At 68.2% G+C, this 24,136-nt stretch carries 20 protein-coding genes; 14 read left to right on the top strand and 6 right to left on the bottom strand.

What is annotated here, in order from left to right:
- Positions 1 to 18 precede the first annotated feature (18 nt).
- The 4 genes from recJ to ACN20X_RS25600 all read right to left on the bottom strand — a co-directional run bounded on the left by recJ (position 19) and on the right by ACN20X_RS25600 (position 5,205).
- The gene (recJ, locus tag ACN20X_RS25615) at positions 19 to 1,737 is read right to left on the bottom strand and encodes a single-stranded-DNA-specific exonuclease RecJ (RefSeq protein WP_016445724.1); all 1,719 of its coding nucleotides are present in this window, start codon (positions 1,735 to 1,737) and stop codon (positions 19 to 21) included.
- Between the two features lie 10 nt (positions 1,738 to 1,747).
- Positions 1,748 to 2,746 (bottom strand): hypothetical protein, encoded by a 999-nt coding sequence (locus tag ACN20X_RS25610; RefSeq protein WP_017406863.1) that lies wholly within the window; start codon positions 2,744 to 2,746, stop codon positions 1,748 to 1,750.
- A 66-nt stretch (positions 2,747 to 2,812) separates the two neighbouring features.
- Positions 2,813 to 4,138, bottom strand: a complete 1,326-nt coding sequence (locus ACN20X_RS25605) for a sulfatase family protein (protein ID WP_133072225.1) — start codon at positions 4,136 to 4,138, stop codon at positions 2,813 to 2,815.
- A 44-nt stretch (positions 4,139 to 4,182) separates the two neighbouring features.
- Positions 4,183 to 5,205: a tripartite tricarboxylate transporter substrate binding protein gene (locus ACN20X_RS25600; RefSeq protein ID WP_133072224.1), complete on the bottom strand. Its 1,023-nt coding sequence runs from the start codon at positions 5,203 to 5,205 to the stop codon at positions 4,183 to 4,185.
- Between the two features lie 179 nt (positions 5,206 to 5,384).
- Here ACN20X_RS25600 and ACN20X_RS25595 point away from each other — a divergent pair, with 179 nt between their 5' ends.
- From ACN20X_RS25595 to lolD, 3 genes are all read left to right on the top strand, one after another.
- The gene (locus tag ACN20X_RS25595) at positions 5,385 to 5,855 is read left to right on the top strand and encodes a MarR family winged helix-turn-helix transcriptional regulator (RefSeq protein ID WP_016445728.1); all 471 of its coding nucleotides are present in this window, start codon (positions 5,385 to 5,387) and stop codon (positions 5,853 to 5,855) included.
- 61 nt (positions 5,856 to 5,916) lie between these two features.
- On the top strand, positions 5,917 to 7,170 hold the full coding sequence (locus ACN20X_RS25590; RefSeq protein ID WP_034347641.1) for a lipoprotein-releasing ABC transporter permease subunit: 1,254 nt from the start codon (positions 5,917 to 5,919) through the stop codon (positions 7,168 to 7,170).
- Positions 7,163 to 7,879, top strand: coding sequence for a lipoprotein-releasing ABC transporter ATP-binding protein LolD (lolD, locus tag ACN20X_RS25585; protein ID WP_013800885.1), 717 nt, complete (start codon positions 7,163 to 7,165; stop codon positions 7,877 to 7,879). Before ACN20X_RS25590 ends, lolD begins: the two co-directional genes overlap by 8 nt.
- A gap of 43 nt (positions 7,880 to 7,922) precedes the next feature.
- Here the strand turns inward: lolD and ACN20X_RS25580 are convergent, their stop codons facing one another.
- Positions 7,923 to 9,389 carry a methyl-accepting chemotaxis protein gene (locus ACN20X_RS25580; protein ID WP_133072223.1) on the bottom strand — a complete coding sequence of 489 codons (1,467 nt, stop codon included), beginning with the start codon at positions 9,387 to 9,389 and terminating at the stop codon, positions 7,923 to 7,925.
- A gap of 214 nt (positions 9,390 to 9,603) precedes the next feature.
- On the opposite strand from ACN20X_RS25580, the gene ACN20X_RS25575 reads away from it, so the two are divergent.
- The 9 genes from ACN20X_RS25575 to ACN20X_RS25535 all read left to right on the top strand — a co-directional run bounded on the left by ACN20X_RS25575 (position 9,604) and on the right by ACN20X_RS25535 (position 21,292).
- Positions 9,604 to 10,425, top strand: a complete 822-nt coding sequence (locus ACN20X_RS25575; RefSeq protein WP_016451088.1) for a TatD family hydrolase — start codon at positions 9,604 to 9,606, stop codon at positions 10,423 to 10,425.
- Between the two features lie 75 nt (positions 10,426 to 10,500).
- Entirely contained in the window at positions 10,501 to 11,046 is a 546-nt protein-coding gene (locus ACN20X_RS25570) for a DNA-deoxyinosine glycosylase (RefSeq protein ID WP_133072222.1), read from the top strand.
- 20 nt (positions 11,047 to 11,066) lie between these two features.
- Entirely contained in the window at positions 11,067 to 11,867 is an 801-nt protein-coding gene (locus tag ACN20X_RS25565; protein WP_016445733.1) for a class I SAM-dependent methyltransferase, read from the top strand.
- Between the two features lie 69 nt (positions 11,868 to 11,936).
- Positions 11,937 to 13,739, top strand: a complete 1,803-nt coding sequence (tfpB, locus tag ACN20X_RS25560) for a type IV pilus assembly ATPase TfpB (protein WP_016445734.1) — start codon at positions 11,937 to 11,939, stop codon at positions 13,737 to 13,739.
- Between the two features lie 196 nt (positions 13,740 to 13,935).
- On the top strand, positions 13,936 to 14,424 hold the full coding sequence (locus ACN20X_RS25555; protein ID WP_016445735.1) for a tripartite tricarboxylate transporter TctB family protein: 489 nt from the start codon (positions 13,936 to 13,938) through the stop codon (positions 14,422 to 14,424).
- Positions 14,425 to 14,439: 15 nt separating this feature from the next.
- The gene (locus tag ACN20X_RS25550) at positions 14,440 to 15,951 is read left to right on the top strand and encodes a tripartite tricarboxylate transporter permease (RefSeq protein WP_016445736.1); all 1,512 of its coding nucleotides are present in this window, start codon (positions 14,440 to 14,442) and stop codon (positions 15,949 to 15,951) included.
- A gap of 152 nt (positions 15,952 to 16,103) precedes the next feature.
- On the top strand, positions 16,104 to 17,420 hold the full coding sequence (locus tag ACN20X_RS25545) for a DUF3422 family protein (protein ID WP_016445737.1): 1,317 nt from the start codon (positions 16,104 to 16,106) through the stop codon (positions 17,418 to 17,420).
- 140 nt (positions 17,421 to 17,560) lie between these two features.
- Entirely contained in the window at positions 17,561 to 18,358 is a 798-nt protein-coding gene (locus ACN20X_RS25540; RefSeq protein WP_016451090.1) for an SDR family oxidoreductase, read from the top strand.
- 183 nt (positions 18,359 to 18,541) lie between these two features.
- Positions 18,542 to 21,292 (top strand): bifunctional diguanylate cyclase/phosphodiesterase, encoded by a 2,751-nt coding sequence (locus ACN20X_RS25535; RefSeq protein WP_016445739.1) that lies wholly within the window; start codon positions 18,542 to 18,544, stop codon positions 21,290 to 21,292.
- Here ACN20X_RS25535 and ACN20X_RS25530 read toward each other — a convergent pair.
- The gene (locus tag ACN20X_RS25530) at positions 21,267 to 22,178 is read right to left on the bottom strand and encodes a DMT family transporter (protein WP_016445740.1); all 912 of its coding nucleotides are present in this window, start codon (positions 22,176 to 22,178) and stop codon (positions 21,267 to 21,269) included. The genes ACN20X_RS25535 and ACN20X_RS25530 overlap by 26 nt on opposite strands.
- Positions 22,179 to 22,319: 141 nt before the next feature.
- Between ACN20X_RS25530 and ACN20X_RS25525 the strand changes: the two genes are divergently transcribed.
- Entirely contained in the window at positions 22,320 to 23,300 is a 981-nt protein-coding gene (locus ACN20X_RS25525; protein ID WP_016445741.1) for a quinone oxidoreductase family protein, read from the top strand.
- A complete protein-coding gene (locus ACN20X_RS25520) occupies positions 23,297 to 24,121 on the top strand; it encodes an NUDIX hydrolase (protein WP_016451091.1) in 825 nt (274 codons plus the stop codon). Before ACN20X_RS25525 ends, ACN20X_RS25520 begins: the two co-directional genes overlap by 4 nt.
- Positions 24,122 to 24,136: the final 15 nt, after the last annotated feature.

The raw sequence follows: 24,136 nt of genomic DNA, 5'->3' as shown, positions 1-24,136 counted from the left end.
GAAGGGCCGGTGGAATCTCTAGGAAACGTCCGAATGAACGCCCTCGATCAGGAATTGCACCTTGCGCTCTCCGCGCCATTCATTGATGTCCATGCGAAATGCAATGCAGGCCGATGACGGCAGCGGGTCGGTATGGCCGAACCAGATGCCGTCCACGGTTTCGCCCTGATGGCGCAATTGCAGTTTCAGGTGCTTTTCCCCGACCAGGCGCTGTGACAGCACTTCCAGCTGTTCACTGAAGGTGGGAGGCGCAAAGCCCTGGCCCCAGACCGCGAGATTGAGCTGCTCGACCATTTCCGGCTTGCGGAAATCCGGGTCCAGAGGCCCGTCGGTTTCTATGCGCCGCGTCAGCGTGGCCGCGTCCAGCCATTCCTGGGCCACCTGGGCCAGGGCCTTCTCGAACACGGCGAATCCGGCTTCGGCAATGGTGCAGCCGGCCGCCATGGCGTGGCCGCCGAAGCGCAGCAGCAGGCCAGGGTGGCGCTTGGATACCAGGTCCAGCGCGTCGCGCAGGTGAAAGCCGGGAATGGAGCGGCCCGAGCCCTTGAGTTCATGCTCGTGCCCCGGCGCGCCGCTGGCTGCGAAGACGAAGCTGGGCCGGTGCATGCGGTCCTTGATGCGCGAGGCCACGATGCCGACCACGCCTTCGTGGAAATCGGGGTCGAACACGCTGATGGCGGCCGGCGGCGTCATGCCGTCCGTGCACAGGCCCTCGGCCATGAGCAGGGCCTGCTCGCGCATGCCGCCTTCCAGCTCGCGGCGCTCGCGGTTGATGGCGTCCAGCATCTGGGCCAGGTTGGCGGCGCGGCCCGCATCGTCTGTGGTCAGGCACTCGATGCCGATGGTCATGTCGGACAGCCGGCCTGCTGCATTGATGCGCGGGCCCAGGGCAAAGCCGAAGTCGAACGTGGTGGCCGCAAAGGCCTTGCGGCCGGCCGCGTCGAACAAGGCCTGCAGGCCCGGCTGCATCTGGCCCCGGCGTATCTGCTTGAGGCCCAGGGCGACCAGGCGGCGGTTGTTGGCGTCCAGCCGGACCACGTCGGCCACCGTGCCCAGGGCGACCAGGGGCAGCAGGGCCTCCAGCCGGGGTTGGCTGGCCTTGTCGAAGCGGCCGCGCGCGCGCAGTTCGGCTCGCAGGGCCAGCAGCACGTAGAACATCACGCCGACACCGGCCATGGACTTGCTCTCGAAGCTGCAGCCGGGCTGGTTGGGGTTGACGATGGCATCGGCCAGCGGCAGGTGGTTGCCGGGCAGGTGGTGGTCGGTGACGACCACCTGCAGGCCCAGGGACTTGGCCTCGGCCACGCCTTCGACGCTGGCAATGCCGTTGTCCACGGTGACCATCACGTCGGCGCCGGTTTCCTTGACACGGCGCGCGATGGGGGGTGTCAGGCCGTAGCCGTCCACCACGCGGTCGGGCACCAGGTAGCCGACCTCGGTCGCGCCCAGCATGCGCAGGCCGCGCCAGCCCACGGCGCAGGCGGTGGCACCGTCGCAGTCGTAGTCGGCCACGATGCACAGGCGCAGGCCGCGCTCTATGGCATCGGCCAGCAGCCGCACGGCGGCGTCCATGCCCAGCAGGCCCGAGGGGGCCAGCAGGCGCGCGGGCGTGTCGTCCAGTTCGTCGGCGGAGCACACGCCGCGTGCGGCGTAGAGCTGGGCCAGCAGCGGGTGGACACCGGCCTGGCGCAGTGCCCAGGCCTGCTGCGCAGGGATCTCGCGGGGAATGATTTTCATGGGCAGTGTGTCAGAGCATGCGGCCCAGGTCGGGCAGGGCGCGGGGGCCGAAAAGGCCCGTCAGCCTGTCCAGCCAGCGCGGCGGGCGGCTGCTCCATGCGATGGCATGGCGTTCGCCGCACAGCGTCAGCGTGAGCGGGTGGCCTGCGCGCACGCGCTCCAGCAGGCGGGCGATGAGCCCGGCGTCCAGCGCCTTCCAGGCCTCGCGCCACGCAGCGGGGTTGCCCTGCAGGGCTGCGGCGTGAAGGTCGTCCAGGCATTGCACGGCGGCCTTGGCGCCGGTGGCCGTGCCGGGCTGCAGGCGCCCGGCGCCGTGGACCCAGAAGGCGTTGATGGGCACCTGGCCGCGCGCGGCGCGGGCGTCGTTGAAGACATGGGTGTAGAGCAGCATCTGCACCTCGCTTTGCAGGCGGTGCAGGGCGCGCGCCTGCTGCGCATCGGGCAGCCAGGGCCGCACGTCGCGGCCGATGACGCGGTCCATGGAGGCCGTGGCCAGGTCATCGAACAGCGCACCGCGCGCCAGCCAGCGCTGCGGCTGCTGGTACTCCAGCACGATGCCGTCGTCGGCGAACCAGGGCGCCAGCAGGGCCAGCAGCTGGCGGGATTCCTCATCGCTGAGGGGTGTGGTGGCGGGATCGCTCTGGTGCACCTGGTCTGCGCCTATGTGCCAGTGGCAGGGCGTGACATAGGCGCAGGCCTGTGCCGTCTCACCGGCCTGCCAGGCGGCCCAGGCAATCAGGCCCGGTGTATCGGGCAGGCCCAGCGAGTGCGCCAGGGCGCGTTCGTGGGGGGGAGAAAAATCCATCTCCGTGCCGGTCTGTGCGGGCGCGGGCTGCATCAGCGCCAGCAGCGATTGGAGATGGGGCAGCTCCAGGCCGCCCCAGACGGCCGCGACGGCAGCGTCATCCGCTGCATCCGAGGACGGACCGCCGGCATAGGGAATGATCCATTCGGTCGTTTCCTCCAGCGGGGCTTGGGTGGAGGACACCAGGGGCGCAGTCAAAAGCATGGCCGCTATTGTCGGGCATGGGTTGCCGCAATGCCGGCGCCTTCGTTTTTCCCCTTGGAGCGCGGTTCAGCGCTGGGGCATGTCGCGGGCCGAAGAGACCAGGCTGACCGTGGCGTCCTCGGGGATGGGTGGCATGCCCTGGTTCCAGTCTTCCCAGGCGCTGCGCATGGCGGCCAGTCTCTCGGGCGCGCGCACTGCCTGGTTGGCGCGCTCGCGCTCGTCGGCGGCAAGGTCGAACAGGTAGTCGATGCCGTCCACGCGCAGGTACTTCCAGTCGCCATCGCGCAGGGCACGTTGGCCGCGGTGCTTCATGCGCCAGTGCAGGGTGCGTGGGAATTCGGCATCTTCGGCGCGCAGCACGGGCAGCAGCGAGATGCCGTCCAGCGCATGGCCCTCTGGCGCCTGCACGCCGGCGGCATCCAGCACCGTGGCCGACCAGTCCATGCTCATGCAGTGCTGGGGGCTGCTGCGGCCCGGCGCGATCACGGCCGGCCAGTGCGCGATCCAGGGCACGCGTATGCCGCCCTCGGTCAGGTCCATCTTGCCGCCGACCAGGGGCCAGTTGTCGGAGAAGCGTTCGCCGCCGTTGTCGCTGGTGAAGACGATGAGGGTGTTGTCCAGCTGCCCGTTGGCGCGCAGCGCCTCGACGATCCAGCCTATGCCTTCGTCCATGTGGTGGATCATGCGGCGGTACTGGTGGATGTTGCCGCCGTCCAGGTGGGCAATGCCTGCGCCCAGTGCCTCGGCCGTGCTGCGGTCCTCGCGCGTTTCCCAGGGCCAGTGCGGCGCCGTGTAGTGCAGGCTCAGGAAGAAGGGCGCATCGCCTTGGGCCATGCGGTGGACGAAGTCCACGCTGCGCTGCGACAGCAGGTCGGTCAGGTAGCCCTCGTCATGGTGTTCCTCCTCGCCCACCCACAAGTCGTGCTGGCCCGAGCTGCTCAGGTGGGTGAAGTAGTCCACGCCGCCCGACATGGGGCCGAAGTATTCCTCGTAGCCCGAGCGCAGCGGGCCGAAGTGCGGCGGGTAGCCCAGGTGCCATTTGCCGATCAGCGCCGTGCGGTAGCCCGCATCCCTGAGCATGGAGGCCACGGTGGGCATGTCCGGCGGCAGGCCCAGCTTCTCGCCCAGCGGCGTGCCGCGTGTCTTGCTGTTGATGGGTTCCTCGGCCGCACCGCGCAGGCGGTACTGGTAGCGCGCCGTGGCCAGGGCAAAGCGCGTGGGAGAGCACACGGGCGAGTTGGCATAGCCCTGGGTGAGCCTGAGGCCACCGGCGGCCAGTCGGTCGAGCACGGGCGATACCGGGCCGAAGTCGGCCGCCCGGCCGCCGTAGCAGCCGAGGTCGGCATAGCCGAGGTCGTCGGCCACGATGAAGAGGATATTGGGACGGGACATGGACATGCGCTCTGTGCAGGGTTGTGGACGGGAAGCGGCGGCGCTCATTCCATCTTCATTCCGGTGGACTGGATCACGGTCCGGTAGCGGTCGGCCAGCGCCTGTATGCGTTCGGCGGCGGCCGGGCCGGTCAGGCCTTCGTAGAACAGGTCGTTGGCGCGCATGCGCTCGCGCAGCGCCGCATCCTTCATGGCCTTTTCCAGCGCGGACTGGATCCTGGCGACCAGCGGCTCGGGCGTGGCGGCCGGCACCCACAGGGCGAACAGCACTTCCTGCTCCAGGTCCTTGTGGCCCAGCTCGCCCACGGTGGGCACGCCGGGCACCAGCGGGTTGCGCTGGCGCGTGGTCACGGCCAGCGGCACGACCTTGCCGGCCGCCACTTGGCCCAGCATGGCCGAGGAGCTGATGATGCCGCCCTCCACCTCGCCGGCCAGCACGGCCGTGCTGGCCGGGGCGTTGCCCTTGTAGGGCACGTGGCTGACCTTGGCGCCCGTGGCATGGGTGAGGATGGCCGAGGCCAGGTGGCCCGGCGTGCCGTAGCCGGCCGAGCCCAGCGTCAGGCCGCTTTTCTTGCCCTGGGCGATGAACTGGTCCAGCGTCCTGAGGCCGGTGCGGGGATTCACGGCCACCATCATTCCCTGCGAGGCGATCATCATCACGGGACGCAGGTCCGTGCCCTTGAACGGCATGCTCTTGTAGATGAAGGGATTGACGGTGAAGGTCGTGTCGATGCCGACCAGCAGCGTGTAGCCGTCGCCGGGCGCCTTGGCCGCGTTGTCGGTGCCGATGTTGCCGCCCGCGCCGGGCCGGTTGTCCACGACGAAGGGCTGTTTGAGTTCACGCTGCAGTACCTCGCCCAGGCTGCGCGCAAGAATGTCGGCGGCGCCAGCGGGCGCGAAGGCGACGACGATGCGCACGGGTTTGGCGGGCCAGGCGGCAGCATCGGCGGCCGCATCGGCCCGGGCGCCAGCGCCGGAGCCCAGGCCCAGCAGAAGGGCCAGGCCGGCCCGCAGCAGCGGGCCGCGCAAGGCATGGGTGGCATGGGTGGCTTGGAACAGGGAAAACATGGTGGCGAACTTTCTGCGCTGCGGGGGCGCCGGGCTTTGCGAGAATCCCCAGGCCGGCTCCGGACGGTGGCTCCCGTTGTCTCCTTTCCGGACGGGGCCACTGTAGAAGTCCCTGCAGCAATTGATCTAATCAACTGTTCCCCGTGAATACCCGTCCAGCCCCCACGTCCATCCAGCAGATGCTGCTGTTTCGCATCAACCGCTACTTTGGTGCGGCCGGCGGCGTGGCCATGCGCATGTGCGAGGCGCATTTCGGCATCACGCGCCGCGAGTGGGGCGTGATGGCCACGGTGGCTGCCAACGAGGGCCTGCTGTCGTCGGAGCTGGCTGAACGCGCGCAGCTGGACCGCGCACGCACCTCGCGCGCCCTCAGCGGGCTGGAGGAAAAGGGCTGGGTGCAGCGCAGCCCCCTGCCCGGCGACCGCCGCCGCGTGGCCGTGTCGCTGACCGCCGAGGGGCGGCGCATGTACGGCCTGATCCTGCCGCGCATGGCCCAGATCCACCTGGACCTGGTGTCCGTGCTCAGCGACGAGGAACTTGAACAATTCGACACCTTGCTGGCCAGGCTGCAGCGCCATGCGCTGACGCTGGAGGCAGAGGGTCGCTACGACGCCCTGCCGCGCGTGGACCGCGGACGGCACCGGCGCTGACACGCCGACGGCAAAGCCTGCCGCCATGCAGGGCCTGCGGGCGATGACACAATGCATGCCCATGCAATTTCCCTACGAACTGGCCGTCGGCTGGCGCTACACCCGGGCCGGGCGCGCCACGCGCCGCAACGGCTTCATCTCGTTCATCTCCGGCGTCTCCATGCTGGGCATCGCCCTCGGTGTCGCGGCGCTGATCATCGTGCTCAGCGTGATGAACGGCTTCCAGAAGGAAGTGCGCGACCGCATGCTCAGCGTGGTCTCGCACATCGAGATCTTCGCGCCCCAGGGTGCGGCGCTGCCCGATCTGGAGCGCACCATGCGCGAGGCGCGCGCCAACCCCGACGTGCTGGGCGCCGCACCCTTCGTCGCGGCCCAGGCGCTGCTGGCACGCGGCGAGGACATGAAGGGCACGCTGGTGCGCGGCATCGATCCGGCGCGCGAGGGGGAGGTCACCGACGTGGCCGCCACCAATGCCGAGGTGCTCCAGCGCCTGGTGCCTGGCGAGTTCAACGTGGTGCTGGGCGTGGAGCTGGCGCGCTCGCTGGGCGTGCGCCAGGGCGACATGGTCACGCTGATCGCCCCGGGCGGCCAGGTCACGCCGGCCGGCGTGGTGCCCCGCCTCAAGCAGATGCATGTGGCCGGCACCTTCGACTCCGGCCACTACGAATACGACTCGGCCCTGGTGATGATGCATTACGAGGACGCGCAGCGCCTGTTCCGCCTGGAAGGGCCGACCGGCATCCGCCTGAAGCTCAAGGACCTGCATGAGGCACCGCGCGTGGCCATGGAACTGGCCCACACCATCACCGACCGCCTGCTGATCCGCGACTGGACCCAGCAGAACCGCACCTGGTTCGCGGCCGTGCAGCTGGAAAAACGCATGATGTTCATCATCCTCACGCTCATCGTGGCCGTGGCTGCGTTCAACCTCGTGTCCACGCTGGTGATGACGGTGACCGACAAGCGCGCCGACATCGCCATCCTGCGCACGCTGGGCGCCTCGCCGTCCAGCATCATGGGAATCTTCATGGTGCAGGGCGCCATGGTCGGCGTCATCGGCACCTTCGCGGGCTTGCTGCTGGGCCTGGGCATCGCCTTCAACATCGATGTCATCGTGCCGGCCATCGAGCGCCTGCTGCATGCCAACTTCCTGCCCAAGGACATCTACCTGATCAGCAAGATGCCCAGCGATCCGCAGTACAGCGACATCATGCCCATCGCCGTGATCTCCCTGGTCCTGGCCTTTGTCGCCACCATCTATCCCAGCTGGCGCGCCAGCCGCGTGAACCCCGCCGAGGCGCTGCGCTATGAATGAAGTGAATGTGATGCCCGGTTTCGAAGTGTCCCAGCAGGGCGCCGTGGTCCTCGATGCGCGCGGCCTGACCAAGCGCTTCGCCGAAGGACGGCTCAACGTGCAGGTGCTGGCAGGTGTCGACCTGCAGGTGCGTGCGGGCGAGACGCTGGCCATTGTCGGCGCCTCGGGCTCGGGCAAGAGCACGCTGCTGCACCTGCTGGGCGGGCTGGATGCCCCCACCAGCGGCAGCGTCACCCTCAAGGGCGAGCCCCTGCATGAACTCAGCGCCCAGAAGCAGGGTGCGCTGCGCAACAGGCACCTGGGATTCATCTACCAGTTCCACCATCTGCTGCCCGAATTCAGCGCCCAGGACAACGTGGCCATGCCGCTGCGCATACGCCGCGACGACAGGGCCGAGTGCATGGAGCGCGCCGCACGCATGCTGGCGGCCGTGGGCCTGGGCGAACGCATGCTGCACCGGCCGGCCGAGCTGTCGGGGGGCGAGCGCCAGCGCGTGGCCATTGCCCGCGCCCTGGTCACGCAGCCTGCCTGCGTGCTGGCCGACGAGCCCACCGGCAACCTGGACCGCAGCACGGCCGACACCGTGTTCCGCCTGATGCTGGAGCTGGCGCGCAGCCATGGCACGGCCTTTGTGATGGTCACGCACGACGAGCAGCTCGCGGCGCGCTGCGACCGCATGGTGCGCCTGGTGCAGGGACAGCTGGCCTGACCCTGTACTGGGTCCTGCGTGCGCCGTCCTGCGCGCTCCGGCGTCAGGCCATGCGCAGCAGCTTGCCGCCCATGTGCGGCGTGCGCACAGGCACCACGGTGGGCGCTGGCGCCGCCTTGATCTGCGGGGCCTCGGGAACCATGGCCGCCGGCAGCGACTTGCGCACGGGTTGCGCGCGGGGCGTGTCGCCGATGTTTACGCTCTGGGCCGTCAGGTCGGCCGTGACCTCGCGCAGCCGCGCAGACTGCGCCATGGAGGCCTGCACCACGTCGCCCATGATGGCCGTGACCTGGTGGGAGGAATCCACGATTTCCTGCATGGTCCCGCCGGCCTGTCGCACCTGCTCGGCGCCCAGAGCCACCTGCTCCACCGAGGTGTGGATGAGCTGCTTGATCTCCTTGGCGGCGGCGGCACTGTTCTGCGCCAGTGCCCGCACCTCGCCGGCCACCACGGCAAAGCCCCGGCCCTGCTCGCCGGCGCGGGCCGCCTCCACGGCGGCGTTCAGCGCCAGGATATTGGTCTGGAAGGCGATGCCGTCCATCACGCCGATGATGTCGTTGATCTTGCGCGAGCTGGCGCTGATGGACTCCATGGTGCCCATGACCTCGTGCACCGTGCGCCCGCCCTGCTCGGCCACCCGGCAGGCCTGGCGGGCCAGTTCATTGGCCTGGCCTGCGTGCTCGGCGCTTTCGCTCAGGCCCTGCATGGCCTCGCCCAGGGTCTGCGCGGCCGTGAAGCGGCGCGTGATATCGCGGGCGTACTTGACCACCTTGAAGGGCCGGCCATCGGCGTCGAGGATGGGGTTGTAGCTGGCCTCGATCCAGACCTGGCGGCCGTGCTTGCCGATGCGCAGGTACTGGCCTGCATCGTGCTGGCCGCTGCCCAGCTTGCGCCAGAACTGCGCGTATTCGGCGCTTTGGCGCTCATGGGGCTGGACGAACATGCTGTGGTGCCGCCCGACGACCTCGTCCAGCGTGTAGCCCATGGCCTGCAGGAACAGGCGGTTGGCATGGAGGATGTTGCCGTCCAGGTCGAACTCGATGATGGCCTGCACCTTGGAGATGGCCGCCAGCTGGCCTTCGGCATCGGCGTTGCGGCGCTGCTGCTCGGTGATGTCGGTGGCGTACTTCACCACCTTGAAGGGCCGGCCATGCCGGTCGAAGATGGGGTTGTAGCTGGCCTGCAGCCAGACATCGCGCCCATCCCTGGCGATGCGCCGGTAGCGCCCCGCATCGTGGATGCCGCTGCCCAGGCGCTGCCAGAACCGGGCGTATTCGGGGGATTCGCTGACCTGGCTGTCCACGAACATGCGGTGGTGCTGGCCGATGACCTCGTGCTCCTCGTAGCCCATGGTGTCCAGGAAGTTCTGGTTGGCAGCCAGCACATGGCCTTGCAGGTCGAACTCGATCACCGCCTGGGACTTGTGTATGGCGGCCAATTGCCCGTCAAGCTCCGCCTTGCGGCGTGCGCCACCGAGGTCCAGGATTCGACTCCATGCTGAGCGCTTCATGGGAATTCCTCTCTCCAAAGCATGCCGGCCGGTGATGCGGGAGCCCGATGCGGGGTGCAAGTGTTACTTTATGTATTTTTATGGAGGCGCAAGCCATTCGTGTATTGATTTTGTCAAACGGAGCCGACTCGCAATAAGCCAAGGGTTTGCCCTTGCTCCGGGCCTCGTCTGCCCCTTGGACGGGCGCCGCCCGGGCCGGTGGCATGATGCGGCCATGCCCGCCTGGATAGACACCCACTGCCACCTCGATGCCCCCGAATTCGACGCCGACCGCGATGCCGTGCGCGCGCAGGCGGCCGAGACAGGCGTTGCGCATCTGGTGATTCCGGCCGTGGCGCGCGAGCACTGGGACACCGTGGTGGCGCTGGCGCGGCGCCATGGCGACAGCTATGCGCTGGGCATCCATCCGCTGTACACGCCCAATGCCCGCGAGCAGGACATTGCCGCATTGCGCGAGACGCTGGACCGGCTGCGTGGCGATCCCCAACTGGTGGCCGTGGGCGAGATCGGGCTGGACTTCTTCGTGCCGGGGCTGGACGCACAGCGGCAGGTCTGGTTCTACGAGCAGCAGATCGCGCTGGCGCGCGAGTTCGATCTCCCGGTCATCCTGCATGTGCGCAAGTCCAGCGACCGGCTGCTCAAGACCCTGCGCGCGCGGCCTGTGGCGGGTGGCATTGCCCATGCCTTCAACGGCAGCGTGCAGCAGGCCCAGGCCTTCATCGACCTGGGTTTCAAGCTGGGCTTCGGCGGCGCCGTGACCTATGACCGCGCGCTCAGGCTGCGCGAGCTGGCAGCCAGCTTGCCGCTGGACGCGCTGGTGCTGGAAACCGACGCTCCCGACATTCCGCCGCACTGGCTCTACACCACGGCCGGGCAGCGTGCCCAGGGCCAGGCCCAGGGCCGCAACACGCCGGCCGAGCTGGCACGCATTGCGGATGTGATTGCGCAACTGCGCGGCATTACGCCCCAGGCCCTGGCCGAGGCCACGGGCCGCAACGCGCGTGCCGCGCTGCGAGGCCTGCCCGCCATGGCCTGAACCAGGCTTGAGCGGAACCTGAACCTGAGCGGTCTTGCCGCCCGCTGCCAGCAGCCCGGCGACCGCTGGGCGACAATGCCGGCCATGTCCTTGACCGTTCCCGACCTGCCGCCCCCCGGCACCCTGCGCTGGCAGGGCCTGGCGCCGGTGGCCGATGCGCGGACCCGGGCCCTGGTGCTGGGTAGCTTTCCGGGCCTGCGATCGCTGCAATTGCAGCAGTACTATGCCCATCCGCAAAACCAGTTCTGGCCCCTGCTCCAGGCCTTGTGGCCCGAGTATCCGCAGCCCGGCCGCGACGACTATGCGGGCCGCTGCGAATGGCTGCTGGCCCGGGGCCTGGGGCTGTGGGATGTGTACGCCAGCTGCGAGCGCGAAGGCAGCCTGGACAGCGCCATCCGCGCTGCCGAGGTGAACGACTTCGCTGGGCTGCGCACGCACTGCCCGCAGTTGACGCTGGCCTTGCACAACGGTGGCGAGAGCTACAAGCACGCCGGCCGCACGCAGGCCCTGGGCCTGGCTGCCGTGAAGCTGCCATCGACCAGCCCGGCCAACGCGAGCTGGCGTTTCGAACGCAAGGTCCAGGCCTGGCGCGAGGCGCTGGCTCTCCATCAACTGCTCTGAATCTTTCCATTTTTCCCGACGTGATACGCAAGACCCGTGGCGCCGCCAAGGCCGCCCCTTCCTCTCCCGCCAACGCCGCAGACGCCGAGCTGCCCGAAGTCAGCGTCTCCGACGATGGCGATGTGCGCCACCTGCACCTGGGCACGCCCTGGATACAGGGCTCCATGCGCATACGCGAGCCCTTCGAGATCGAGCTGGAGTACGTGCAGCGCATGATGGGCTGGCTGCTGTTCATGGAACCCGCCAGCGTGGCCGGCCGCCATGCCATGCAGCTGGGCCTGGGCGCCGCGGCCATCACCAAGTTCTGCCACAAGAAGCTGCGCATGCGCACCACGGCCATCGAGCTGAACCCGCAGGTGCTGGCCGTGTGCCGCAGCTGGTTCAAGCTGCCGCCCGACAGCGACACGCTGCGCGTGGTGCTGGCCGATGCGGCCCAGGAAATCCGCAAGAGCCAGTGGCTGGGCACGGTCGATGCGCTGGCCGTGGATCTCTATGACCACGATGCGGCCGCGCCCGTGCTGGACAGCGCCGAGTTCTATGCCGATTGCCGCAATCTGCTGACCGAGGACGGCATCATGACCGTCAACCTGTTCGGCCGCACCTCCAGCTACGAGCGCAGCCTGGCACGCATGGCCGAAGCCTTTGGCGAAGAGGCCATGTGGGCCTTCCGCCCCACGCGCGAAGGCAACACCGTGGTGCTGGCCCAGCGCACCCCGCGCGCGCTCGACCCCGCAGCGCTGCAGGCCGCCAGCGCCCAGGTGCAGGCCCGCTGGGACCTGCCCACCACGCGCTGGCCCAAGATCTTCGTGCGGCCCTGGTAGAGCGGGCTGGCCGGGCAGGGAGGCCGGCAGGCTTACCATAGGGCGCAGTTCAGCTTCCGGCCCAACGCCATGTCCGACCCGACCTCCACCGCACAGCCCACAACCGCCGTCGCTCCGCGCAATCCTTCGGGGCCCCTGGACTGGCGCAGGCTGGTGCAGTGGCTGCAGGCCGACGGCGTGATCACGGCCGAAGAGGCCCAGCGCACCGTGGCGCGCTGCTCGCAGGCCGAGAGCACTCAGCACCCGCTGGTCCGGCTGGCCAACGTGGGCGTGGCCCGGGCCGGTGACGGGCGCGCGCTGGACATCGAGGAGCTGACCCAGTACCTGGCGAGCCGCAGCGGCCTGGCCTACCTGCGCATCGACCCGCTGCGCGTGGATGCGGGCCGCGTGGGCGAAATCATGAGCGCCAGCTATGCCGAGCGCCACAAGGTGCTGCCCGTGCAGGTGTCGCCGCAGGAAGTGGTGGTGGCCACGGCCGAGCCCTTCATTGACGACTGGGTGGCCGAGGTCGAGCGCCAGGCGCGCCGCAAGGTGCGCCGCGTGCTGGCCAGTCCGGTGGACCTCAAGCGCTACACGGGCGAGTTCTTCGCCTTGGCCAAGTCGGTGCGCGCTGCCGAGAAGGCCGGCGGTGCGGCCAGCGCGGCCAGCTTCGAGCAACTGGTGGAGCTGGGCAACAGCAGCAAGCAGCTCGATGCCAACGACCAGGGCGTGGTGCGCGTGGTGGACTGGCTGTGGCAATACGCCTTCGACCAGCGCGCCAGCGACATCCACATGGAGCCCCGGCGCGACCAGGGCGTGATCCGCTTTCGCATCGACGGCGTGCTGCATCCGGTCTACCAGGTGCCCATGGGCGTGCTCAACGCCATGGTCTCGCGCGTGAAGCTGCTAGGGCGCATGGACGTGGTGGAAAAGCGCCGTCCCCAGGATGGGCGCATCAAGACCCGCAACCCGCGCGGCGACGAGGTGGAAATGCGCCTGTCCACGCTGCCCACGGCCTTTGGCGAAAAGCTGGTGATGCGGATCTTCGACCCCGACAACACGGTCAAGGACCTGGACGCCCTGGGCTTCACCAGCCATGACGCCCAGCGCTGGAACGAGCTGGTGCGCCGCCCGCACGGCATCATCCTCGTGACCGGTCCCACGGGCTCGGGCAAGACCACCACGCTGTACTCCACGCTCAAGCGCGTGGCCACGGAGGAGGTCAACGTCAGCACCGTGGAGGACCCGATCGAAATGATCGAGCCCAGCTTCAACCAGACCCAGGTGCAGACGCAGCTGGACTTCGGCTTCACCGAGGGACTGCGTTCGCTGATGCGCCAGGACCCGGACATCATCATGGTGGGCGAAATCCGTGACCTGGCCACGGCCGAGATGGCCGTGCAGGCCGCGCTGACCGGCCACCTGGTGTTCTCCACGCTGCACACCAACGATGCGCCCAGCGCCGTGAGCCGGCTGATGGAGCTGGGCGTGCCGCCCTACCTGATCAACGCCACGCTGCTGGGCGTGCTGGCCCAGCGCCTGGTGCGCACGCTGTGCCCGCAATGCAAGCAGCGCGACGAGGAGACTTCGGCCGCCACGCTGGCCGAGGCCGTGCGGCCCTGGAAACTGTCAGGCAGCTACCAGCCCTACAAGCCCGTGGGCTGCGTGGATTGCCGCATGACGGGCTTTCGCGGGCGCATGGGCCTGTACGAGCTGCTGACCGTGAGCGAGGCGCTCAAGCAGCAGATCCACACCTCGCCGTCCATGGATGCGCTGCGCCGCCAGGCCGTGCAGGACGGCATGCGTCCGCTGCGCCTGGCCGGAGCCCTGCGCGTGGCCGAAGGCGTGACCACGCTGCAAGAGGTCATGGCCAGCACGCCCCTGCTGGGCTGACTGGCGGATAAAAACGTAAGTGCCTGCTCTTGCGCAGGCCGTTGCCAATGATGGATGGGGTGCCTGGCATGGGCACCCTTTTTTCCTCATGCGGGTAGGACATGAGGGTATGCCCTTTGTAGGTGGAATCCACATTCGGACACAGTTTTTCTGAACGCAAAATCGCCGGGTCGTGATTCCGTAAGGAGACATTCTCGTGAAAATCAAGAGTCAGAAAGACTTTTTTTCCGGCGTGATGTTTTTGGTTGTCGGCCTCGCTTTTGCGATCGGCGCAACCAACTACACCGTCGGCACCGGTGCCCGCATGGGCCCGGGCTACTTCCCGCTGATCCTGGGTGTGCTGATGTCCATTCTGGGCACGGCCATCTGCTTCTCCGGCCTGACCAAGGGACCCTCCGGCGGTGACAAAATCGGCAAGTGGGCGTGGAAGCAGGTGTTCTTCATCCTGGCCGCGAACTTTGCCTTCGGCATCCTGCTGGTCGGCGTTCCCAATCTGGGCATTCCCCAGTTCGGTCTGATCGTCGCCATCTACGCGCTGGTGTTCATCGCCAGCCTGGGCGGCCATAGCTTCAACTTCAAGGAAGTGGCAATTCTGGCCACCGTCCTTGCCGTAGGCAGCTATGTGGCCTTCGTGTGGGCACTGAATCTGCAGTTCCCCGTCTGGCCCAGCTTCATCACCGGCTAAGCAGGAGCATCGTCCGTGGAACTTTTTCAGAACCTGGCGACCGGCTTCGGCGTCGCCTTCACTTTCCAGAACCTGATCTACTGCTTCGTCGGCTGTCTGCTCGGTACGCTCATCGGCGTGCTTCCAGGCATCGGCCCCGTGGCAACGATCGCCATGCTGCTGCCAGCGACCTACGCCCTGCCTCCGGTGGCGGCGCTGATCATGCTGGCCGGTATCTACTACGGTGCGCAGTACGGTGGCTCGACCACCGCCATTTTGGTGAACCTGCCGGGTGAATCCTCGTCCGTGGTGACCGTGATCGACGGCTACCAGATGGCCAGAAAGGGGCGAGCGGGACCCGCTCTCGCTGCCGCAGGACTCGGCTCGTTCTTCGCAGGCTGCGTGGGCACCGTGATCCTGGCCGCCTTCGCGCCTCCGCTGACGGAAGTGGCCTTCAAGTTCGGCCCTGCCGAGTACTTCTCGCTGATGACCCTGGGCCTGATCGGCGCCGTGGTGCTGGCTTCGGGCTCGCTGCTCAAGGCCATTGCGATGATCGTGCTGGGCCTGCTGCTGGGCATGGTCGGTACCGACGTGAACTCCGGTGTGGCCCGCTACAGCTTCGACATTCCCGAACTGACCGACGGTATCGACTTCGTCGTGATCGCCATGGGCGTGTTCGGCTACGGCGAAATCATTGCCAACCTGTCCAAGCCCGAGGACGAGCGCGAAGTGTTCGCAGCCAAGGTGACGGGCCTGATGCCCACCGCCGAGGACTTCAAGCGCATGCTGCCTGCCATGCTGCGCGGCACGGCCCTGGGTTCTGCCCTGGGTATCCTGCCCGGTGGCGGTGCCATGCTGTCGGCCTTTGCTGCCTACACCATCGAGAAGAAGACCAAGCTCAAGCCGGGCGAAGTCCCCTTCGGCCAAGGCAACATCCGTGGCGTGTGCGCGCCCGAGTCGGCCAACAACGCAGGTTCGCAGACCTCCTTCATCCCGCTGCTGACGCTGGGCATTCCGCCCAACGCCGTGATGGCGCTGATGGTGGGCGCGATGACCATCCACAACATCCAGCCGGGCCCGCAGGTGATGACCAGCAACCCCGAGCTGTTCTGGGGCCTGATCGCCTCGATGTGGATCGGCAACCTGATGCTGATCGTCCTGAACCTGCCGCTGATCGGCGTCTGGATCAAGCTGCTGACCGTGCCCTACCGCTGGCTGTTCCCGTCCATCGTGCTGTTCTGCGCGATCGGCGTGTACGGTACCAACAACAACACCTGGGACGTGTGGATGGTGGGTATCTTCGGCTTCGTGGGCTATGTGTTCCACAAGCTGGGCACCGAACCGGCTCCCTTGCTGCTGGGCTTCATCCTGGGCCCGATGATGGAAGAAAACCTGCGCCGTGCGCTGCTGCTGTCGCGTGGCGACTGGAGCGTGTTCGTGACCCGTCCGATCTCGGCCGGCCTGCTGCTCGCCGCCGTGGTGCTGCTGGTGGTGGTGCTGATGCCCGCAGTGAAGAACAAGCGCGAAGAAGCATTCGTCGAGGATTGATCGCCTCAGCGCTGCAACCATGTTGCTTGACGGCCCTTCGGGGCCTTTTTTTTTGCGTCGACGAGAAATGCACGTGAAAGCTGTTGATCCCGGATGGCAGGAGGACGCAGCGCCCGTGCCTGCACAATAGCGCGCAGTCTTTCGAGGTCACGATGTCCCCACTTCTGTCATCCCAGCACCCGCTGCGCGTGCTGCTGCACAACGAGATCCATGCGCGTCCCGCCGAGGAAATGCAGGCGCCGCTGGCCATCACCCACGTGGTGATGCTCACCGATGCGGCCCAGCGCGAGGCCAGCCGCGCCCATGTGGCCACCCTGCTGCGCAACCACCACCTGCCCCCGCCCGATGCGGCGACCACGCATGTGCTCATCGATCTGGGCGCCTTTCACCTGCGCTGGGAGCTGCACACGGAATTCGTCTGCTGGACCTTCAGCAAGCCCATGTCGCAGGCCGGCATGGACGATGTGCGCGAGCCCGAGGCCGCCATCGACTACGTGCCGCGCGACTGGCTGGCTGCATTGCCTGGCCAGTGCCTGAGCGGCCTGCACCTGTGGGCCTTGCAGGAACAGGCGATCAACGAGCCGCACCTGGTGCGCCACCTGCTGCAGGAAGACACGCTGGTGGGCGCACGCGTGGCCGGCGATGCGGGCAAGGTCTACACGGACTTCGCCATCCATGCCGATGGCTTCTCGCGCATGCTGCTGCTGGCCGGCGAATCGCTGTCGCCGCGCCGCCTGGGGCGGCTGGTGCAGCGCCTGCTGGAGATCGAGACCTACCGCATGGCGGCCTTGCTGGGCCTGCCTGCCGCCCGCCAGGCCGCTGCCGTTCTGGCCACGGCCGAGCGGGACCTGGCGGCCCTGGCCCATTCCATCCGCCTGGCGGACCGCGATGCCGAGCCGGCGCTGCTGGACCGGCTCACGCGCCTGGCCGGGCAGGTGGAGAGCGAGTACGCCACCACGCACTCGCGCTTTTCCGCCAGTGCTGCCTATTTCGAGCTGGTGGACAAGCGCATTCAGGACATCCAGGAATCACGCATCGACGGCATACAGACCATCCGCGAGTTCATGGACCGGCGCCTGACGCCGGCGCGCAGCACCTGCGAATGGGCGGCGCGGCGGCAGAACGCGCTGTCCGAGCGCGTCTCGCGCGTCAGCAGCCTGCTGCGCACGCGCGTGGAGATCGAGCAGCAGCAAAGCAGCCAGCAACTGCTGGGCGCCATGAACCAGCGCCAGGACATGCAGCTCAAGCTGCAGTCCACGGTGGAAGGCCTGTCCGTGGCCGCCATCACCTACTACTTTACGGGCCTGATCAGCTATCTGGCCAAGGGCGCCAAGGCCCTGGGCTGGCCCTGGTCGCCGGAGAGCACGGCCGCCGTCGCCATTCCCGTGGTGGCGCTGGGTGTGTGGTGGTCCTTGCGCAGGCTGCACCACAGGCTGTTCCGTGGCCAGCACGGCGGCGGCGCGCATTGAAGGCAGCGCCAGGGGCTCGCCGGTGCGCCGGCGAGTTCACGTTTTCTCACGTTTGGCGTGAAAGCGTCGAAGCCTCGCGCACAATGTGCGCTGCCGTTCTGCAAGGATCGAGCAAGGTTGTGTTTGTTCAGGAGTGAGACATGGATCTGGGAATCGCGGGCAAGTGGGCCCTGGTATGTGGCGCCAGCAAGGGCCTGGGCTTTGGCTGTGCCAAGGCGCTGGCGCAAGAGGGTGTGAACCTGGTGATCAATGCGCGCAATCCCGAGGCCCTGCAGGAGGCCGCGGCCAGCCTTGCGGCCCTCGCGCCGCAGGTGAAGGTGCTGGCCGTTGCCGCCGACATCACCACCGAGGAAGGCCGTGCCGCCGTGCTGTCGGCCGCCGGCGGCCCGGGCGTGGATTTCGATATCGTCATCACCAATGCGGGCGGCCCGCCTCCCGGCGATTTCCGTGACTGGGACCGCGCGGCCTGGCTCAAGGCCGTGGACGCCAACATGCTCACGCCCATCGAGCTGATCAAGGCCACGGTGGACGGCATGGCGGCACGCGGCTTCGGCCGCATCGTCAACATCACGTCCAGCGCCGTGAAGGCGCCCATCGACATCCTGGGCCTGTCCAACGGCGCGCGCAGCGGCCTCACGGGCTTTGTGGCGGGCCTGGCGCGCAGCGGCATCGCGGCCAAGGGCGTTACCATCAACAACCTGCTGCCCGGCAAGTTCGACACCGACCGCCTGCGCACCACCTTCACGGCCGCCGCCAACAAGAGCGGCAAGAGCCTGGACGATGTGCGCCTGGTGCAGCAATCCCAGGTGCCGGCGCGCCGCTTCGGCACGCCCGAGGAATTCGGCGCCATCTGCGCCTTCCTGTGCAGCGCCCACGCAGGCTACATGACGGGCCAGAACATCCTGCCCGACGGCGGCCTGTACGCAGGAACCTTCTGATGCGCCAGGGCACTGCGACCATGACCGCCTCCGGAGCATGCAAGCCCCGGACAGTGCCAGGCATGGCCGCGCAGTTGCAAACGGGCGGCGGACAGGGGCGGTCTTGAAAACCCCGGCCCTGCATCGCGGCCAGCGGCCTCGCCGCAGCCTGCCCATGTCGCATGCCATGCAGGGAGCCGGGAGATGAGCGAACTGTCCCACCAGACGGACTGGTCGCAGGCGATTGCAGGCCCCTCCGCGCGCCCGGCGGCTGCGCTCAGTCCCCCAGGCATGCGCCATACCCTGGGCCTGATGCTCGTGCTGCTGACGGTGGCCCTGGCGGCCGCCGTCGTCTGGCTGCTCAGCGGCATGCGCACCACCGCGCAGGAAGAGGCATCGCTGCGCCTGGTGCGCTTTGTGCTCGGTACCGAGGCGGCCATCAGCCGCAGCCTTGAATCCCTGGACGCACTGGCCATGGGGGTGGATGAATGGCTGGGTTCGCGCGATCCCGCATCGGCCTCGCAGCCGCAACTGCAGGAGATGCTGCACGCCATGGAGCGGCAGAACACGCTGGCGCGCCGCGCCTCCGTGCACGACTCCAAGGGCCGCGAGCTGGCGGCTTCGGGCGATGGCCCGGCCATTGATCTGCCGGCCCAGGCCTGGGAGCGCCTTGCGGCCCAAAGCCGCTCAGAATTGCTGGCCAGCCCGCCCTCCGTGGCGCCGCAGCCGCCGGGCGGCGAGCGCATGCTCTATCTGGTGCGCCCGCTGAGCCGTGCGCAGCAGGGTGGCTATGTGCTGATGCAGGTGCCGGTGGCGGCGCTGGGCGCGGTGCTGGCCCAGGGCGGCGTGCTGGACGGACTGGAAGTCACGCTGGAGCAGGGCAGCGGCGAGCTGCTGCTGTCCATGCCCCCCTACGGCGAGGCCTCGGCTGCGCGGTTGCTGCCGGCGACATCGCAGTTGGCGTCCAGCGGCGTCATGCCCATGGCCGCACGCCTGAGCCGCGTGCCCGCCCTGGTGGCCGCGCATCCGCTGCCCAAGGGCAATCTGTGGGTCACGGCCAGCCTGCCCATGTCCTCCGTGCTGGCGGGCTGGCGTGTGGCGGCTTGGCTGATGGTGCTGGCCGTGATGATCTTCGGCGTGCTGCTGGCCATACTGGGCTGGACGGTCCACCGCTACATGGATCGCCTGCATGCCGCGCGCCGTCAGGCACAGCGCTCCGAGCAATGGCTGGACCAGGCGCTGGACAGCATGGTCAGCGGCTTTTTGCTGCTGGATTCACAGCAGCGCGTGTTGCGCTGGAATCGCTGCTACGAGGAGATGTTTCCATGGCATGCGGATCAGCTGGAGCCCGGCCGGCCCCTGCAATCCCTGCTGGATGCCAGCCCCAGCGCCGTGGGTCTGGTGGCGGCGCCGGAGCAGATCGATGAGGCGAAGGACCTGCACCGGCAACTGGTGCTGCGTCCTGGCGTCCCCATGGAGCAGCAACTGGCCAGCGGCCGTTTCGTGCAGATGACGGCGCGCCCGGCTGCCGAGGGCGGCGTGGTCATCACCTACAACGATGTCACCGATATCCGGCTGGCCACGGCCGAGATCGAAAGCCTGGCCTTCTACGATCCGCTGACCAGCCTGCCCAATCGCCGCCTGCTGCTGGACCGCCTGGCCCAGGCCACGGTGCTGGCTGCGCGCGAAGGCTGGACCGGGGCGCTGCTGTTCCTGGACCTGGACCAGTTCAAGATGCTCAACGACACGCTGGGCCATGAAGTGGGCGACCAGCTGCTGCAGCAGGTGGCGCACCGGCTGCGCAGCGCCGTGCGCTCTTCGGACACGGTGGCGCGCCTGGGGGGCGATGAATTCGTGGTCATGCTCTGCGAGCTGTCGCACGAGCCTGCCGAGGCGGCCACGCTGGCCCAGCGCATTGGCGAGAAGATCCTGGCGCGGCTCAACCAGTCCTATGTGCTGGGTGCCCACCTGCACCGCAGCGCCTGCAGCATTGGCGCCACGCTGTTCGGCCGCCAGCCGCAGTCGGCGGCCGAGCTGCTCAAGCAGGCGGACATCGCCATGTACCAGATCAAGGCGCGCAACGGCAGCGGCCTGTGCTTCTTCGATCCGCAGATGCAGGTGGAGATCCACCAGCGCGTGCGCATGGAGGGCGACCTGCGCCAGGCCCTGGCGCAGTCCCAGTTCGAGCTGCACTACCAGCCCCAGTTCACGCTGGCAGGCGAGGTCATCGGTGCCGAAGCCCTGCTGCGCTGGCGCCACCCCGAGCGCGGCCTGGTGCCGCCCGGCATGTTCATCGCCGTGGCTGAGGAAAGCGAGATCATCGTGCCGCTGGGCATGTGGGTGGTGCGCACGGCCTGCGAGCAGCTGGCTGCCTGGCAAAAGGATGCGCGGCTGCGCCATCTGCAGGTGGCCGTGAATGTCAGTGCCCGCCAGTTCCGCCACCAGGACTTTGCCTCCCAGGTCATCGAGCAGGTGCGCAGCGCAGGCATCGCCCCCCATCTGCTCAAGCTGGAGCTGACCGAGTCGCTGGTGATCGAGAACGTGCAGGAGTCCATCGCCAAGATGAAGCAGCTGCGCAGCCATGGCGTGTGCTTTTCCATGGACGACTTCGGCACCGGCCATTCCTCGCTGACCTACCTCACCCAGCTGCCGCTGAACCAGCTCAAGATCGACCAGTCCTTCGTGCGCCACCTGGGCATGCGCCATACCGACGATGTGATCGTGCAGACCATCATCGGCATGGCTCGCAACCTCAACCTGGATGTGATCGCCGAAGGCGTGGAAACGCTGGAGCAGCGCGCCCTGCTGGCGCACTACGGCTGCGAGTACTTCCAGGGCTATCTGTTCAGCCCGCCCGTTCCCATCCGCGCGTTCGAACAGCTGCTGGCCAAGGTGCCCGTGCGCACCGCGGCACACGGCCTGCCCAAGGCTATCCCCGGCGCGAAGACACCATGATGCCGCCCACGATGAGTACGAACGCCAGGCCGTGGTACAGGCGCGGCGCTTCGCCCAGCAGCGCGATCGACAGCAGGGCGGTGAACAGCGGGATCAGATTGCCGAAAAAGCCCGCCACGGCCGGGCTGCTGCGCTGCACGCCCAGCCCCCAGAAACGGTAGGCCAGGATGGCCGGGCCCAGGGCGATGAACAGCAGTGCCCCGCCCAGAGGCCAGCCCCACTGAATGTGGAACTGGCCCATGGCCATCTCGCCGCCCGTGAACAGGCCGGACCAGACCAGGCCGAAGACCATCTGGGCCAGCAAAAAGCCTGCCCAGTCCGAGCGCAGCCGCTGCGGGACTTGCGCCTTGGACAGCAGCCAGGTGTAGAGGGCCCAGACCATGGTGGCCAGCACCATGAACAGATCGCCGGGCACGAGCTGCAGATGCAGCAGCAGCTCGGGATCTCCGCGCGACAGCACCACGGCCACGCCCAGCATCGACAGCAGTGCGCCCAGCAGTTGGCGCCGGCTGACGGGAATGCCCCAGACGATACGGCCCAGGGCCAGCATCCACACCGGCATGCTGGAGCTGACCAGGGTGACGTTCAGCGGCGTCGAGGTCTTGAGCGCCAGATACAGCAGCGCGTTGTAGCAGCCGATGCCCAGCAGGCCCAGCACGGCGAACTGCCGCCAGTGGCTCCAGGTGCCGCTGCTGCGGCCCAGTGCCCATCCTGCCAGCGGCACAAGCAGGACAAAGGCAATGGCCCAGCGCAGGAAGTTCAGCGCAAACGGCGAGATCAGGTCATGGACCAGGCGACCCACGATGGCGTTGCCGGCCCACAGCAGGGGCGGCAGCGTCAGGATGGCGGCGGTGGACAGCTTCAGCGGCGGGCTCGTGTGGCTCATAGGCCCGCCACTATAGGTGCTGCGAACGCTCTTTGCCGGCCTTGCGCCAGTCCTGTGCGGGCCCGGTGCAGCGTCTTGCGCGTGGCCTCCCGAAACATGGCACGATGCCGCTCTTGTTGGTTTTTTGCAGGAGTGCATCCCATGGGTATTGCAGTGCAGATCCGCCACAACGGCGGCCCCGAAGTCCTGGAGCTGGTGCAGGTCGCCGTGGGCGAGCCCGGGCCGGGCCAGGTGCGCATACGCCACCATGCGGTGGGCCTGAACTTCATCGATGTCTACCAGCGTTCGGGCCTGTACTCGCTGCCCATGCCCTTGAGCCTGGGCATGGAGGGCGCAGGCGTGGTCGAGGCCGTGGGAGAGGGCGTGCAGCACCTGGGCGTGGGCGACCGCGTGGCCTATGCCAGCAATCCGCCGGGCAGCTACAGCGAAGTGCGTGTCATGCCCGCCATGTGCGTGTGCCGCCTGCCCGACGCCATCGCGTTCGAGACGGCTGCCGCCATGATGCTCAAGGGCCTGACGGCCCAGTACCTGCTCAAGAAATGCATTCCGGTGGAGGGCCTGGCACCGGGTGATGCCGTGCTGTTCCATGCGGCGGCCGGTGGCGTGGGCCTGATTGCCTGCCAATGGGCCAGGGCCATGGGCCTGCAGCTCATCGCCACGGCAGGCTCGGACGAGAAGTGCGCGCTGGCCCTGGCCAACGGCGCGGCCCATGCCATCAACTACCGCAGCGAGAACTTCGCCGAACGCGTGCAGGAAATCACGGGCGGCCAGGGCGTGAAGGTGGTTTACGACAGCGTGGGCAAGGACACCTGGGAAGGCTCGCTGGCCTGCCTGCGGCGCTTTGGGCTGATGGTCAGCTTCGGCAACGCATCCGGTCCCGTGGCGCCTTTCGCACCCGCCGTGCTGGCCGCCAAGTCGTTGTATGTGACGCGCCAGACCCTGTTCTCCCACATCACCAGCCGCGAGGCCACCCAGGCCATGGCCGACGATTTGTTCGCCGTGGTGGAAAGCGGTGCCGTGAAGATCCACATCGACCAGCGCTATCCGCTGGCTGAAGTGCGCCAGGCCCATCTGGACCTGGAGGCACGCAGGACCACGGGCTCCACCATCTTGCTGCCATGAACGGGGAAAAGAGCCCAGCCGACCCAGGCGTGCAGGCATGGCTGAACCGGGTGCGCGCCGCAACCCGCCAGCCTGCGCTGCAGCCGCGCCGGCCGCTTCAGGTGGCGGCAGAGGAAATCGGTTCGCTGGAAGATGGGCTGGCTGCGCAGTTGCCGGACGGGGTGATGCAGGCCCATGGCGTGGCGCTGCGGCAGCAGGCCGGCCACTGGCACCTGCAGGGCGAAGGTGATGCCACGGCCCTGCTCAACGCCCTGGCACGCGTGCTGCGAGCCTGCGGCCACAGCGGCCCCTGGCGCGATGAGCAACTGGCCGTGTGCAACGTGCAGGGTCAGCGCATTGGCACCGTGGAGCGTGGCGCCGTGCGTCCGCTGGGCATTGCCACCCTGGCCGTGCACCTGGTGGGCGAGACGGCCGACGGCCGCATCTGGGTGCAGCAGCGCGCCGACAGCAAGCCCACCAACCCCGGCATGTGGGACACGCTGATGGGCGGCATGGTGGCCGCGCACGATACCCTGGAACAAGCCGTGCAGCGTGAAACCTGGGAAGAGGCCGGCCTGCGCGTGGGCGAGCTGCAGGGCCTGCGCCATGGCGGCCACGTACTGTTCGAGCGCCCCAGCGACGAGGCCGAGGGCCGTGGCTTCATGCGCGAACGCATCGACTGGTTCAGCGCCACCGTGCCGGCTGCGCTGGAGCCCAGCAACCAGGATGGCGAGGTGCAGGCCTTTGCACTGATAGAGCGCGACCAGCTCGTGCAATGGCTGCTGCAGGACCGCTTCACGCCCGAGGCCGCCCAGGTGCTGGCGGCCTGGCTGGGCTGGTGACCGGGCAAGGCTTGC

Source organism: Delftia sp. PX-1, from assembly GCF_055797465.1.
The sequence above is the reverse complement of the archived record's forward strand: the minus strand, read 5'-3'. Positions and strand labels throughout refer to the sequence as shown.

Excerpts from the sequence above, each read along its gene's own strand:
- ACN20X_RS25570 (WP_133072222.1), top strand. The coding sequence starts at position 10,501 with ATGCCGGCCATGTCCTTGACCGTTCCCGACCTGCCGCCCCCCGGCACC.
- recJ (WP_016445724.1), bottom strand. The coding sequence starts at position 1,737 with ATGAAAATCATTCCCCGCGAGATCCCTGCGCAGCAGGCCTGGGCACTG.
- lolD (WP_013800885.1), top strand. The coding sequence starts at position 7,163 with ATGAATGAAGTGAATGTGATGCCCGGTTTCGAAGTGTCCCAGCAGGGC.
- ACN20X_RS25590 (WP_034347641.1), top strand. The coding sequence starts at position 5,917 with ATGCAATTTCCCTACGAACTGGCCGTCGGCTGGCGCTACACCCGGGCC.
- ACN20X_RS25535 (WP_016445739.1), top strand. The coding sequence starts at position 18,542 with ATGAGCGAACTGTCCCACCAGACGGACTGGTCGCAGGCGATTGCAGGC.
- ACN20X_RS25545 (WP_016445737.1), top strand. The coding sequence starts at position 16,104 with ATGTCCCCACTTCTGTCATCCCAGCACCCGCTGCGCGTGCTGCTGCAC.
- ACN20X_RS25595 (WP_016445728.1), top strand. The coding sequence starts at position 5,385 with ATGCTGCTGTTTCGCATCAACCGCTACTTTGGTGCGGCCGGCGGCGTG.
- ACN20X_RS25580 (WP_133072223.1), bottom strand. The coding sequence starts at position 9,389 with ATGAAGCGCTCAGCATGGAGTCGAATCCTGGACCTCGGTGGCGCACGC.
- tfpB (WP_016445734.1), top strand. The coding sequence starts at position 11,937 with ATGTCCGACCCGACCTCCACCGCACAGCCCACAACCGCCGTCGCTCCG.
- ACN20X_RS25540 (WP_016451090.1), top strand. The coding sequence starts at position 17,561 with ATGGATCTGGGAATCGCGGGCAAGTGGGCCCTGGTATGTGGCGCCAGC.
- ACN20X_RS25520 (WP_016451091.1), top strand. The coding sequence starts at position 23,297 with ATGAACGGGGAAAAGAGCCCAGCCGACCCAGGCGTGCAGGCATGGCTG.
- ACN20X_RS25605 (WP_133072225.1), bottom strand. The coding sequence starts at position 4,138 with ATGTCCCGTCCCAATATCCTCTTCATCGTGGCCGACGACCTCGGCTAT.
- ACN20X_RS25575 (WP_016451088.1), top strand. The coding sequence starts at position 9,604 with ATGCCCGCCTGGATAGACACCCACTGCCACCTCGATGCCCCCGAATTC.
- ACN20X_RS25600 (WP_133072224.1), bottom strand. The coding sequence starts at position 5,205 with ATGTTTTCCCTGTTCCAAGCCACCCATGCCACCCATGCCTTGCGCGGC.
- ACN20X_RS25525 (WP_016445741.1), top strand. The coding sequence starts at position 22,320 with ATGGGTATTGCAGTGCAGATCCGCCACAACGGCGGCCCCGAAGTCCTG.
- ACN20X_RS25610 (WP_017406863.1), bottom strand. The coding sequence starts at position 2,746 with ATGCTTTTGACTGCGCCCCTGGTGTCCTCCACCCAAGCCCCGCTGGAG.
- ACN20X_RS25530 (WP_016445740.1), bottom strand. The coding sequence starts at position 22,178 with ATGAGCCACACGAGCCCGCCGCTGAAGCTGTCCACCGCCGCCATCCTG.